Annotated in this window: 11 protein-coding genes and 1 pseudogene; 8 read left to right on the forward strand and 4 right to left on the reverse strand. The window is 68.3% G+C overall.

Features of this window, described 5'->3' with window-relative positions:
* Window positions 1-71 precede the first annotated feature (71 nt).
* The 7 genes and pseudogenes from ACFOES_RS19620 (at window position 72) to ACFOES_RS19650 (ending at window position 7,285) form a co-directional block, all read left to right on the forward strand.
* Entirely contained in the window at window positions 72-995 is a 924-nt protein-coding gene (locus tag ACFOES_RS19620; protein WP_377835153.1) for a DMT family transporter, read from the forward strand.
* Window positions 996-1,332: 337 nt separating this feature from the next.
* Entirely contained in the window at window positions 1,333-4,209 is a 2,877-nt protein-coding gene (locus tag ACFOES_RS19625; RefSeq protein ID WP_377835155.1) for a monovalent cation/H+ antiporter subunit A, read from the forward strand.
* Window positions 4,209-4,577, forward strand: a complete 369-nt coding sequence (locus ACFOES_RS19630; RefSeq protein ID WP_377835157.1) for a Na+/H+ antiporter subunit C — start codon at window positions 4,209-4,211, stop codon at window positions 4,575-4,577. Before ACFOES_RS19625 ends, ACFOES_RS19630 begins: the two co-directional genes overlap by 1 nt.
* Window positions 4,574-6,090, forward strand: a pseudogene (locus ACFOES_RS19635) (monovalent cation/H+ antiporter subunit D). The gene ACFOES_RS19630 and the pseudogene ACFOES_RS19635 overlap by 4 nt, the downstream one beginning before the upstream one ends.
* 10 nt (window positions 6,091-6,100) lie before the next feature.
* Window positions 6,101-6,592 (forward strand): Na+/H+ antiporter subunit E, encoded by a 492-nt coding sequence (locus ACFOES_RS19640; protein WP_377835159.1) that lies wholly within the window; start codon window positions 6,101-6,103, stop codon window positions 6,590-6,592.
* Window positions 6,589-6,858: a K+/H+ antiporter subunit F gene (locus ACFOES_RS19645; RefSeq protein WP_377835161.1), complete on the forward strand. Its 270-nt coding sequence runs from the start codon at window positions 6,589-6,591 to the stop codon at window positions 6,856-6,858. Before ACFOES_RS19640 ends, ACFOES_RS19645 begins: the two co-directional genes overlap by 4 nt.
* A 10-nt stretch (window positions 6,859-6,868) precedes the next feature.
* The gene (locus tag ACFOES_RS19650) at window positions 6,869-7,285 is read left to right on the forward strand and encodes a Na+/H+ antiporter subunit G (protein ID WP_377835163.1); all 417 of its coding nucleotides are present in this window, start codon (window positions 6,869-6,871) and stop codon (window positions 7,283-7,285) included.
* A gap of 58 nt (window positions 7,286-7,343) precedes the next feature.
* Here the strand turns inward: ACFOES_RS19650 and ACFOES_RS19655 are convergent, their stop codons facing one another.
* From ACFOES_RS19655 to ACFOES_RS19665, 3 genes are all read right to left on the reverse strand, one after another.
* Window positions 7,344-8,078: a metallophosphoesterase family protein gene (locus ACFOES_RS19655; RefSeq protein WP_377835165.1), complete on the reverse strand. Its 735-nt coding sequence runs from the start codon at window positions 8,076-8,078 to the stop codon at window positions 7,344-7,346.
* A 106-nt stretch (window positions 8,079-8,184) separates the two neighbouring features.
* Window positions 8,185-9,780 carry a phosphoglycerate dehydrogenase gene (gene serA / locus ACFOES_RS19660; RefSeq protein ID WP_377835167.1) on the reverse strand — a complete coding sequence of 532 codons (1,596 nt, stop codon included), beginning with the start codon at window positions 9,778-9,780 and terminating at the stop codon, window positions 8,185-8,187.
* A 109-nt stretch (window positions 9,781-9,889) separates the two neighbouring features.
* Window positions 9,890-11,047 carry a phosphoserine transaminase gene (locus ACFOES_RS19665; RefSeq protein ID WP_377835169.1) on the reverse strand — a complete coding sequence of 386 codons (1,158 nt, stop codon included), beginning with the start codon at window positions 11,045-11,047 and terminating at the stop codon, window positions 9,890-9,892.
* A 177-nt stretch (window positions 11,048-11,224) separates the two neighbouring features.
* Between ACFOES_RS19665 and serB the strand changes: the two genes are divergently transcribed.
* Entirely contained in the window at window positions 11,225-12,106 is an 882-nt protein-coding gene (gene serB / locus ACFOES_RS19670; RefSeq protein WP_377835171.1) for a phosphoserine phosphatase SerB, read from the forward strand.
* A 17-nt stretch (window positions 12,107-12,123) separates the two neighbouring features.
* On the opposite strand, the gene ACFOES_RS19675 is transcribed toward serB, so the two are convergent.
* Window positions 12,124-13,119: an asparaginase gene (locus tag ACFOES_RS19675; RefSeq protein ID WP_377835173.1), complete on the reverse strand. Its 996-nt coding sequence runs from the start codon at window positions 13,117-13,119 to the stop codon at window positions 12,124-12,126.
* Window positions 13,120-13,126 lie beyond the last annotated feature (7 nt).

Below are 13,126 nucleotides of genomic sequence, written 5' to 3' on the forward strand. Positions count from 1 at the left end.
AGCGGTTGCGGAGCACACGCAGGCGTGATTGACCGAACCGGCCGGCAGTCCCGCCGGCCAGAGGCATTTCCATGCGCCCCCTGCGCGGCATCCTGTTAAAGATATCCTCGGTCGTCGTGCTGATCACGATGGCCTCGCTGATCAAGTCCGTCCGCGACCATGTCCCGCCGGGCGAGGCGGTGTTCTTCCGCTCGTTCTTCGCCATGCCGGTGATCGTCGGCTGGCTGGTCAGCCGGGGCGAGCTGCGCACCGGGCTGAGGACGCGGGCGCCGCTGGGCCACCTGTGGCGCGGGCTGGTCGGCACCACGGCGATGGGGCTGAGCTTTGCCGGGCTCGGCCTGCTGCCGCTGCCCGAAGTCACCGCCATCGGCTATGCCGCGCCGCTGCTGACCGTGATCTTCGCGGCAATGTTCCTGGGCGAGCAGGTCGGGCTGGTGCGGGTGTCGGCCGTCGCCCTGGGGATGACCGGCGTCCTGATCGTGCTGTCGCCGCGGATGACCGCCTTCTCCGGCGGCGGGCTGGGCCAGGCCGAGGCTCTGGGGGCCATCGTCGTGCTCGGCAGCGCCGTCTTCGCCGCCCTCGCCCAGGTCTTCGTGCGCAAGCTGGTGACGACCGAGAAGACCCCCGCCATCGTCTTCTACTTCTCGCTGACCGCGACGGTGCTGTCGCTGACCACCCTGCCCTTCGGCTGGGTGATGCCGACGATGCGCGAGACGGCGCTGCTGGTCCTTTCCGGAATACTGGGCGGGTTCGGCCAGGTCCTGCTGACCTCGAGCTATCGCGAGGCCGATGCCTCGGTCGTCGCGCCCTTCGACTATACCTCGATGCTGCTGGCGCTGGGGATCGGCTATTTCGTCTTCGGCGAGGTGCCGACGCTGGTGATGCTGGGCGGCGCCAGCCTGGTGGTGGCGGCCGGCATCCTGATCATCTGGCGCGAGAGCCGCCTCGGCCTCGAACGCGCCCGCCAGCGCAAGGCGATGACGCCGCAGGGCTGAGCCCTCCGGTGGTGCAGCCGGCCGCCGCGCCCGGTCCTGCCGTTGCAGGGGGCGCTGCCGCCGCCGCGGACGGCTCCCCCGGGATATTTGCGCTCAGGTGAAAGCAAGGGCGGGTCTTCCCCCCTTCTCCGGGCCCAAAATCCAGAGGGGCGCCAACGTCGCGCCAGTGGTCCGAGAGGCAATGACGACGGGCGGGCCCCGGTCCCGCCTGCGACAGCCGGCTGCGACATCGGGCCCTTCGCCTTGACTTGGGGCGGGGCTTTGCAACATCTAGGGCACGGGCCGAACCGGCCGTAACCCGCCAGACAAGATCAAAGAAAGAACGGAACGCCCCGGTATGCCCCTTGCCCTGATCGTCGCGCTTCCCTTCCTCGGTGCGCTGTTGCCCGGCCTGATGATCCGCGCCGGCCGCAATGCCAGCGCCATCGTCACCGGAGCGGCGACCGCGCTCGCCCTGCTCGGGCTGCTGCTGCACGCCCCCGCGGTGCTGCGCGGCGAGGTGATCCACGACCGCATCTCCTGGGTGCCGGGGCTGGGGCTGAACGCCAATTTCTTCCTCGACGGGCTCGGGCTCTTGTTCGCGACGCTGATCCTCGGCATCGGCCTCCTGATCATCCTCTACGCCCGCTTCTACCTGTCGAAGACCGATCCGATGGGCCAGTTCTACACCTACCTGCTGCTGTTCCAGGGCGCGATGGTGGGCATCGTGCTGTCGGACAACATCCTGCTTCTGCTGGTGTTCTGGGAGCTGACCTCGCTGTCCTCCTTCCTGCTGATCGGCTATTGGAAGCACCTGCCCGAAGGCCGGCAGGGCGCGCGGATGGCGCTGGCGGTGACCGGCATGGGCGGTCTCTCGATGATCGCCGGGATGCTGATCCTGGGCCAGATCGCCGGCAGCTACGACCTGAGCGTGATCCTGCAGCACAAGGACCTGATCCAGGCCTCGCCGATGTATCTGCCGGCGCTGATCCTGATCCTGATCGGCGCCTTCGCCAAATCGGCGCAGTTCCCGTTCCATTTCTGGCTGCCGCACGCGATGGCGGCGCCGACGCCGGTTTCGGCCTACCTGCACTCCGCCACCATGGTGAAGGCCGGACTGTTCCTGATGGCGCGGCTGTGGCCGGTGCTGGCCGGGCGGCCCGAATGGTTCTACATCGTCGCCACCACCGGCCTCGTCACCATGGTGATGGCGGCCAAGATCGCCCTGTTCAAGGACGACCTCAAGGCGCTGCTGGCCTTCTCGACCGTGTCGCATCTGGGGCTGATCACCCTGCTCTTGGGCTTCGGCACCGAGGCGGGCGCGGTGGCGGCGGTACTGCACATCATCAACCATGCCAGCTTCAAGGCGGCGCTGTTCATGACCGCCGGCATCGTCGATCACGAGACCCACACCCGCGACGCCAAGCGGCTGGGCGGGCTGATGACGCTGATGCCGATCACCTTCACCATCGCCACCGTCGCCGGCCTGTCGATGGCCGGCATCCCGCCCTTCAACGGCTTCCTGTCCAAGGAGATGATGCTGGAACAGTCGGCCCACACCGCCTGGGCCGCCAACCCGTGGCTCCTGGGCGCGCTGGCGACGCTGGGGGCGCTGTTCTCGGTCGCCTATTCGCTGCGCTACATCGCCCATGTCTTCCTCGGCCCGGTGCGCGACGACTACCCGGCCAAGCCGCATGACCCGGCCTTCGGCATGTGGGCCTCGCCCGCCTTCCTCGCCGTGCTGGTGATCCTGATCGGGCTGTTCCCGATGCCGATGGTCGGCTGGATCGTCACCGCCGCCGCCGGGGCCGTGACCGGCGCCCATCCCCATGTCCACATCGCGCTGTGGCACGGGGTGACGCCGGCGCTGTGGATGTCGATCGCCGCCATCGCCGGCGGCGCGCTGCTGCTGGCGGCACACCGGCCGCTGGAGCGGCTGTGGCACGCCACGCCGAAACCCGAGGCCAAGCGCATCTTCGACGCGCTGATCGAGGCCGCGACGGTCACCTCGCGCGCGATCACCCGGGGGCTGCACAACGGCTCGATGTCGCGCTACCTCGCCGTGTTCTCGGTCGCTTCGGTCGCCGCCGGCCTCATTGCCTTCCTCGGCGCCAGCCACAGCGCCGGCACCCGGGCGCTGACCCCGGTCGAGCCGATCCCGCTGATTGCCTGGTTCCTGCTGATGTCGGCGACGGTCGCGGTGGTGATGTTCCATCACAACCGGCTGCTGTCGCTGGTGCTGGTCGGGGTCGTCGGCCTGATGGTCTCGATCGCCTTCGTCTACCTCTCGGCCCCCGACCTCGCGCTGACCCAGATCTCGGTCGAGGTCGTCACCGTGATCCTGCTGCTGCTGGCGCTGAACTTCCTGCCCAAGCAGACCCCGCACGAGAGCGGCGGCGGCCGCAAGAGCCGCGATGCCGTCATCGCCATCGCCGCCGGGCTGGGCATCGGCGGGCTGATCTACGCGCTGATGACGCGCGACTTCGCCTTCGACACGATCTCGGCCTTCCACCTCGCCAAGTCCAAGCTCGAGGGCGGCGGCACCAACGTCGTCAACGTCATCCTGGTCGACTTCCGTGGCTATGATACCTATGGCGAGATCACCGTGCTCGGCATCGCCGCGATGGCGATCTACGCGCTGACCGACACCCTGCTGCGCGGCCCGGCCAACCGGCGGCTGCGCAACTGGGTCCATGACCTCAAGCGCGCCGGCGACCGCCACCCGCTGATGCTGGTCGTCGCCACGCGGGTGATGATGCCGATCACGCTGATGGTGGGCATCTACATCTTCCTGCGCGGCCATAACGAGCCCGGCGGCGGCTTCATCGCCGGGTTGATCGTCGCGGTGGCGCTGGTGATCCAGTACATGGCCTCGGGCTTCGCCTGGGCGCATCAGCGCCAGCAGGTCAATTACCACGCCCTGATCGGTCTGGGCGTGCTGGTGGCCGGGATCACCGGCACCGGCGCCTTCCTTGCCGGGCGGCCGTTCCTGACCTCGGATTTCGGCTATTTCCACATCCCCTTCCTGGGCGAGCTCGAACTGGCCACGGCGATGGGCTTCGACACCGGCGTCTTCCTGACCGTGGTCGGGGCGGTGATGCTGGCGCTGGCCAGCCTGTCGCTGATCGCCCGCCGCGCCGGCGAGACGGTGAACAAGATGCCGATGGACATCGACCCCTCCGGCAAGGACGGCCGGGCGGAGACGGATGCCGGCGATGCGGGGGAGGCGCTGTAATGGAAATCCTCGTGGCAAGCGCGGTCGGGCTGATGACGGCGGCCGGGATCTACCTGGTGCTGCGGCTGCGCACCTTCCCGGTGATCGTCGGCATGGCAATGCTGTCCTACGCGGTGAACCTGTTCCTGTTCGCCACCGGCCGGATCGCCATCGACATGCCGCCGATCCTGTCGAAAACGGCAGCCGGCTATACCGACCCGCTGCCGCAGGCGCTGGTGCTGACCGCGATCGTGATCTCCTTCGGGATGACGGCGCTGGTGGTGATGCTGTCGCTCGGCGCCTTTCTCGAGACCGGCAATGACAGGATCGACATGATCGACGACGACGAAACGCCTTCCCCTGCCCCGGCATCGGAGGAGGCGAAATGAGCAGCTGGATCGTCGCGCCGGTGGTTCTGCCGGCGATGCTCGCCCCGATCATGGTGCTGCTGATGCGCCGCGACCTGCTGCTGCAACGGGTGTTCTCGGTCGCCGGCACGGTGGCGCTGCTGGCGCTGGCCGCGGCGCTGCTGGCCCAGGCCTCGACCGGCACGATCGAGAGCTACCAGCTCGGCAACTGGCCGGCGCCGTTCGGCATCGTGCTGGTGCTCGACCGGCTGTCGGCGATGATGCTGATGCTGACGGCGCTGCTGGCGCTGGCGGTGGTGCTCTACGCCATCGGCAGCGGCTGGGACACGCGCGGGCGCCATTTCCACCCGCTGTTCCTGTTCCAGCTGATGGGGCTGAACGGCGCCTTCCTGACCGGCGACGCCTTCAACCTGTTCGTCTTCTTCGAGGTGCTGCTGATCGCCTCCTACGGGCTGATGATCCATGGCGGCGGGGCCGAGCGGCTCAAGGCCGGGGTGCAATACGTCATCTACAACCTCGCCGGTTCGACCCTGTTCCTGTTCGCGCTGGGGACGATCTATTCGACCACCGGCACGCTGAACATGGCCGACCTGGCCCAGAAGGTGGCCGAGCTGCCGCCGGGCGATGCCGGCCTGGTCCGCGTCGGCGCGGTGATGCTGCTCATCGTCTTCGCGGTGAAGGGGGCGCTGGTGCCGCTGCAGTTCTGGCTGCCCAACACCTATTCGCATGCGCCGGGACCGGTCGCGGCGCTGTTCGCGGTGATGACCAAGGTCGGCGCCTATGCCATCCTGCGGATGTATGTCATGGTCTTCCCGCCCGGCACCGCCGCCACCGGGACGCTGTTCGCCGACCTGCTGCTGCCCGCCGCGCTGCTGACGCTGGCGATCGGGATGATCGGCATCATGGGCGCGCGGCAGATGGCGCGGATGGTCAGCTTCGCCGCCATCGGCTCGATGGGCACCCTGTTCATCGCCATCTCGCAATTCACCGAGCAGGCGACCGGCGCGGCGCTCTACTACCTGATCCACTCGACGCTGGCGACGGCGGCGATGTTCCTGATCGCCGACCTGACGATCTCGCGCCGGGGCGAGGCCGGGGGGCGCTGCGCGCCGCGCCGCCCATTGCCCAGAACGGACTGATCGCCTCGCTTTTCTTCGCCGGGGCCATCGCCATGGCCGGGATGCCGCCGCTGTCTGGCTTCCTGGGCAAGCTGATGATCCTGCAGGCGACCTGGAACGCGCCCGACATGGTGCTGATCTGGTCGGTGATGCTGGCAACCTCGCTGATCGCCATCCTCGGCTTCTCGCGCGCCGGTTCGTCACTGTTCTGGAAATCCAGCGCGGTGCCGCCCGGCGGCCGGCTGACCGAGCCGGAAAAGGGCCCTGCCCTGCCCTTCGTCGCCGTCTTCGGCCTGCTCGGGGGCCTCGTGGTGCTGAGCCTGCTGGCCGGCCCGATCACCGGCTGGCTCAATCTCGCCGCCGCCCAGCTGACCGACCCGACGGCCTACATCGCCGCCGTGCTCGGCCCGAACTGAGGAGGATCGGATGCTGCGACGCCTGTTCCCCCACCCGCTGCTGACCGCGCTGCTGACCGTGGTCTGGATGATGCTGCAGAACCACGTCTCGGCCGGGGCCGCGGCTTTCGGGCTGCTGCTGGGGATCGTGATCCCCCTCATCACCCGCAACTACTGGCCCGACCGGCCGAAGCTGCGCAACCCGCTGATGATCGCGGACTATATCCGCGTCGTGCTGTGGGATATCGTGGTCGCCAACTTCACCGTCGCCAAGATCGTGCTGTTCATGCCCAAGAGCCGGCTCCAGCCCGCCTGGATCGCGATCCCGCTCGAGCTGCGCACGCCCGAGGCGATCACCGTGCTGGCCGGCTCGATCACCCTGACGCCCGGCACCCTGACCGCCGAGCTGTCCTCGAACGGCCACGCCCTCTTGGTCCATTGCCTGCACGCCCCCGACCCCGACAGCGTGCGCGAAGAGATCAAGGACCGCTACGAACGCCGCCTGATGGAGATATTCGAATGATCACCTGGGCCCTGAATTTCAGCCTCGTCTGCTTCGGCCTCGCCCTGCTGATGAACGTCTACCGCATCTTCCGCGCCCCCGGCGTGCCCGACCGGGTGCTGGCGCTGGACACGATGGTGATCAACACCATCGCCGTGCTGACGCTGCTGGGCATCATCGAGGGCACCGGCGTGTTCTTCGAGGCCTCGATGCTGTTCGCCATGGTCGGCTTCGTCTCGACCGTCGCCTATGCCAAGTTCATGCTGCGCGGCGACATCATCGAATAGGGAGGCTGCCATGACCATCGACCTGCTCGAACTCGTCATCTCGGCGCTGCTGGTGATCGGCGGCATCCTCGGCTTCGTCGGCTCCTACGGGCTGATCAAGCTGCCCGACCTGATGACCCGGCTGCACGCGCCGACCAAGACGACGACGCTGGCCGTCGGTTCGGTGCTGATCGCCTCGATGCTGTGGTTCGCCTTCCGCGACGGCCATGTCAGCTTTCACGAGCTGATGATCTCGCTGTTCCTGTTCCTGACCGCGCCGCTGACGGCGAATTTCATCGCCAAGGCGCATCTGCACCGCAACGTCCGGGCCGAGGCCCTGCCCGATCCGGGCGACGGCACGGTCTGGGCCGGCTACCTGGAGCCCAAGGACGAGGTGGTGGACGAGCCCGCGATCCTGCCGGAAGAAGGCATCGGCGACGCTTTGTAAGGGGCGTTCGAGCCGCAGAGCGACCCGCGCAAGGGCTGGCCTCTGCTCAGGACAGGCCTCAGGGCAGCAGCGGCGCCCGGCCCGCATCCGTCAGCACGAAGACCTCGCGATCCTCGACGACGATGGCGGTCAGCGGCCCGCCATAGGCGGCGCCGCTGTCGATATCGACGCGGTTGCCGAAATGGGTCGGCTTCTCGACCGGGGTATGGCCGTGGATCACCAGCACACCGTGATCGCGGGTATCCTGGTGGAACTCGCCCCGGATCCAGATCAGGTCGTCCTCGGTCTGCTCCTCCAGCGCCACGCCGGGACGGATGCCGGCGTGAACGAACAGCACCTCGCCGCGCCGGTAGCTGTTGAGCATCCCCTGCAGCAACGCGCGGTGAGAGGCCGGCACGGCGGCGACCGTCTCGGCCTGGACCTGCGCCGGCGGCCGCCCGCCGGGATCGACGATGCCGTAGGATTCGAGCGTCTCGATGCCGCCGACCCGCGGGTGGGTCCAGTCGTAATCGGGCCGCAGCCGGGGATCGTGGTAGGTCGCGTCCCCGAGGAAGCCGGCGAACATGCGGTCGTGATTGCCGCGCAGCACCAGCCAGTTCTCGCCTCGGGCGATCCCCTGCGAAAGATAGTCGATCACCCCGGCGCTGTCGGGCCCGCGATCGACGAGGTCGCCGAGATGGACGACCGGGGCATCGCTGTCGCCCACCCGTTCGCGGTCGGCGGCGATGCGGGCATGGGCCGCCTTGAGCAGGTCGAGATGGCCGTGAATGTCGCCGATGGCATAGGTTCGCACGGGGGGCTCCCAGGGCTCGGTTGCGCGGCGGACCCTATCGCGGGCGCCGCAAAAGGAACAGGGGCCCCGGCAGGCGGAGCCCCTGAAAATCATGTCATCGGCCGGATCAGTCGGCGTCGAATTCCAGCGGCCGGACCTGGGTGAACAACCCGGTCTCCTTCAGCGCCTCGAGCACCGGCGCCGGGGCCGGCTGGTCGAGATAGAGCAGCGCGATGGCGTTCTTGCCGACGCCGGCGCGGCCCAGCGTGAAGTTGGCGATGTTGACGCCACCCTCGCCCATGGTCCGGCCCAGGGTGCCGATGATGCCCGGCACGTCCTCGTTGGTGGTGTAGAGCATGTGGCTGCCGACCTCGGCGTCGATGTTGATGCCCTTGATCTGGATAAAGCGCGGCTTGCCGTCCGAGAAGCAGGTGCCGGCGATCGACCGCTCGCGCTTGTCGGTGACCACGGTCAGCTTGATATAGGCGTCGAAGGCGCCCGACTTCTCCTGCCGGGTGGTCGAGACCTGGATGCCGCGCTCCTTGGCGACGATCGGGGCCGAGACCATGTTGAGCTCGGGATTGGTCGGCTTCATCAGCCCGGCGATCGCCGCGCAGTTCAGCGCCGCCAGGTTCATCTCGGCCACCGCGCCGTCATAGAGGACGTTGATCGCCTTGATCGGCTCGTCGGTCATCTGGCCGACGAAGGCGCCGAGGTGATCGGCGAGCTTGAGCCACGGGCCCATGACGGCGGCTTCCTCGGCGGTCACCGAGGGCATGTTGAGCGCGTTCTGCACCGCGCCGGTCAGCAGGTAGTCCGACATCTGCTCGGCCACCTGGATGGCGACGTTCTCCTGCGCCTCGGTGGTCGAGGCGCCCAGATGCGGGGTGCAGACCACGTCGGGCAGGCCGAAGAGCGGGCTGTCGGTGGCGGGCTCGATCTCGAACACGTCGAAGGCCGCGCCGGCGACATGACCGGCCTTGATCGCCTCGGCCAGCGCCGCCTCGTCGACCAGGCCACCGCGGGCGCAGTTGATGATCCGCACGCCCTTCTTGGTCTTGGCGATGGCCTCTTTCGACAGGATGTTGCGGGTCTTGTCGGTCAGCGGCACGTGCAGGGTGATGAAGTCGGCCCGCGCCAGCAGCTCGTCAAGCTCGACCTTGTACACGCCCATTTTCTGCGCCCGCTCTTCCGACAGGAAGGGATCGTAGGCCACGACCTTCATGCTCAGGCCCAGGGCCCGGTCGCAGACGATGCTGCCGATATTGCCGGCGCCGATCACGCCGAGGGTCTTGTTGTAGAGCTCGACCCCCATGAATTTCGACTTCTCCCACTTGCCGGCCTGGGTCGAGGCGTTGGCCTCGGGGATCTGGCGGGCGGTGGCGAACATCATCGCGATGGCATGTTCGGCGGTGGTGATCGAGTTGCCGAAGGGCGTGTTCATCACGATGATGCCCTTCTTCGACGCGGCCGGGATGTCGACATTGTCGACGCCGATGCCGGCGCGGCCGATCACCTTGAGGTTGTCGGCCTTCTCGAGCAGCTTCTCCGTGGCCTTGGTGGCCGAGCGGATGGCGAGGCCGTCATACTGGCCGATGACCTCGGCGAGCTTTTCCTTGTCCTTGCCGAGGCTGGGCTCGAAATCCACTTCGATGCCACGGTCGCGGAAGATCTGGACGGCGGTTTCCGACAGCTTGTCGGAGACGAGAACCTTGGGCGCCATGTCAGGCTCCTTTATCTTGAATATCGGGGATGGCTCGTCGGCCCCCCCTCGGGGCTCCTCGCGACGCGACGTCATGGCGAAGAGGCCCGGACCGGGGCCGATGAGCGGATCAGGCAGCTTCCGTGAGCGCGGCGATCTCGGCCTCGAAGGCCCATTCGAGCCACGGCATCAGCGCCTCGACGTCGGCGGTCTCGACCGTCGAGCCGCACCAGATGCGCAGGCCGGGAGGGGCGTCGCGATAGGCGCCGACATCCAGCGCCACGCCTTCCTTCTCGAGCCGCTTGGCCACGGCCTTGGCGAAGGCGGCGCCGTCGGCGATGCGGGCGTCGGTGAACTTCAGGCAGACGCTGGTAGTCGAGGCGGTCGCCGGGTCTTTGGCGAGGTTGGCGATCCAGTCATGCTTGGCGACGAAATCGGCAACGACGGCGGCGTTGTCGGCGGCGCGCTTGACCAACGCCGGCAATCCGCCGATCGACTTCGCCCAGTCCAGCGCGACGAGGTAATCCTCGACCGCCAGCATCGACGGCGTGTTGATCGTGGCGCCCTCGAAGATGCCCTCGACCAGCTTGCCGCCCTTGGTCATGCGGAAAATCTTGGGCAGCGGCCAGGCCGGGGTGTAGTTTTCCAGCCGCTCGACCGCGCGCGGGGAGAGGATCAGCATGCCATGCGCCGCCTCGCCGCCCAGCACCTTCTGCCAGGAGAAGGTGGTGACGTCGAGCTTGTCCCAGGGCAGCTCCATCGCGAAGGCGGCCGAAGTCGCGTCGCAGATGGTCAGGCCTTCGCGGTCGGCCGGGATCGCGTCGCCATTGGGCACGCGCACGCCCGAGGTGGTGCCGTTCCAGGTGAAGACGACATCGGTGTCGAAATCGACCGTCGCGAGGTCGACGATCTCGCCATAGTCGGCGGTCTTGACCTCGGCGTCGATCTTGAGCTGCTTGACCACGTCGGTGACCCAGCCCGAGCCGAAGCTTTCCCAGGCCAGCATGGTCGCCTTGCGGGCGCCGAGCAGCGACCACAGCGCCATCTCGACGGCGCCGGTATCGGAGGCGGGCACGATGCCGATCTTGTACTCGGCCGGCACGCCCAGGATTTCGCGGGTGGTTTCGATCGCCGCTTTCAGCTTGGCCTTGCCGACGGCGGCGCGGTGGGAACGGCCCAGCGCGGCATCGGACAGCAGGTCGAGTTTGAAGGTGGGGATCTTGGCGCAGGGGCCAGAGGAAAAACGCGGATTGGCCGGCCGCGTAGCCGGGGTCGGGGTCTTGGTCATGGTATCCTTCCAGATATACGCCCCTCGTTGGGGAGGGGTGTCCCGCTGCCGGGCATACTCCTCCCGCCCCCTCTGGCGCAAGCGGGAAATGTGCAGTATTGCGCCGCTTGAGGGCGGAAAAGCGACACCGCGCTCCACTATCGGAAACTTCGCATCGGGGCTTAGCTGAGGAATCCCATGTATATCGCCACCCTCATCGTCCATCCCGAAAGGGCCGATCTGACGGCCACGACGGTCGAGTCGCTGCGCAATGCCTGGGGCGGCGGCGAGGCGATCTGGCTCAATCCCGGCGTCGCCGCGGAGTTCGCGGTCGAGACCCTGCCGGAGAATCGCTGGGAGGCCTGGGAAGGGCTGCAGGCACTGGGGGTCGACCTCGTGGTCCAGCCGGCGGAGGGCCGGCGCAAGCGCATCCTGCTGGCCGACATGGACAGCACAATGATCAACCAGGAATGCATCGACGAGCTGGCCGCCGAGGCCGGCGTCGGCGAACATGTCGCCGACATCACCGCGCGGGCGATGAATGGCGAGCTCGATTTCGAGGGCGCGCTGCTGGAGCGGGTGGCGCTGCTCAAGGGCCTGCCGGCCGAGGTGATCGGCAAGGTGCTGGACGAGCGCATCACCTTCGCCCTGGGCGGGCGCAAGCTGGTGGCGACGATGAAGGCGCATTCCGGCCACGCCGTGCTGGTCTCGGGCGGCTTCACCGCCTTTTCCGAGCCGGTCGCCACCTATCTCGGCTTCGACGAGAACCGGGCCAACACCCTGCTGGTCGAGCAGGGCAAGCTGTCGGGCGACGTCGCCCGCCCGATCCTGGGCCGCGAGGCCAAGGTGGCGGCGCTGGCCGAGACCTGCGCCCGGCTGGGGATCGCCGAATCAGAGGTGCTGGCGGTCGGCGACGGCGCCAACGACCTGGGCATGCTGCACCGGGCCGGCTCCGGCGTCGCGCTGCACGCCAAGCCCTCGGTCGCCGCCCAATGCGAGCTGCGCGTCAACCACGGCGACCTCACGGCCCTGCTCTACCTGCAGGGCTACAGCGTCGACGAGTTCGTTTCGGTTCCCTAGGCCGGACCGGCGCCGGCTCAGGCGAAGCCTTCCGCCGCGCGCAGAATGCCGGTCTCGATGCCGCGCCAGTTGGTCTGGACGGCATTGAGCCGCCTGCGCGTCGCCGGGTGCTCGGGGTCGAGCATGCCCAGCTTCACCAGCAGCGCCGCGATCACCGCCTCGGAAGCGCGGGTGCCGCCATCGACGATCTTCAGCGCGATGCCCAGCTTCTTCTCGGGCACCATGGCGACGAAGACCGCCTCGGCCCCGGTCTTGATCGAGACCTTGCCATCCATCGCCCGCATCAGTTCGGTGCAGGCGCGGCCCTCGCCGGCGACCAGCTCGGGATACGCCGCCATCGCGTTGCGCAACCGCACCGCGGCACGCGAGCGGGCGTCCGAGCCGCCATCGGCTGCGGCGAAAAACGCCATCGCCCGCGCCAGCCCATGCACCGAGGTGGCGAAATTGGGCGCCGAGCAGCCGTCGATGCCGTAGCCCGGGCTGGCCTCGCCCGTCACCTCCTCGAAGGCGGCGCGGACCGCCTTCTGCACCGGGTGGTCGATCTCGACATATTCCGGCCCGGCCTTGAGGTGCCGGGTCAGGGTCAGGAAACCGGCATGCTTGCCCGAGCAGTTGTTGTGGATCTGGCAGGGCGCGGTGTCGGAGCACAGCAGCTCCTTGTGCGCTTCCGGGTCGCGCGGCATATGCGCGCCGCAGCGCAGGTCGGGCTCGCCCAAGCCGAGATCGGCCAGCCAGTCCGTCACCCGGTCGGTATGGATATGGCCGCCGTTGTGGCTGGCGCAGGCCAGCGCCAGCTGGGCGTCGGTCAGCCCCGCCGCCTCGGCGGCGCCGCTTTCCACCAGCGGCAGCGCCTGGAGCATCTTGCAGGACGAGCGCGGGAAGATCACCGCCTCCGGATCGCCCCAGGCCTCGACCACCCTTCCGCCCGCGTCACAGATCACCGCATGGCCGGCATGGGCGCTTTCCAGCCGCCCGCCGCGCCACAATTCGACCATCGGATGCGCGTCCGCCATCGTTTTC

The sequence above is a fragment of the Acidimangrovimonas pyrenivorans genome (assembly GCF_042643245.1).
In the GTDB taxonomy this organism is placed as follows: Bacteria; Pseudomonadota; Alphaproteobacteria; order Rhodobacterales; family Rhodobacteraceae; genus Acidimangrovimonas; species Acidimangrovimonas pyrenivorans.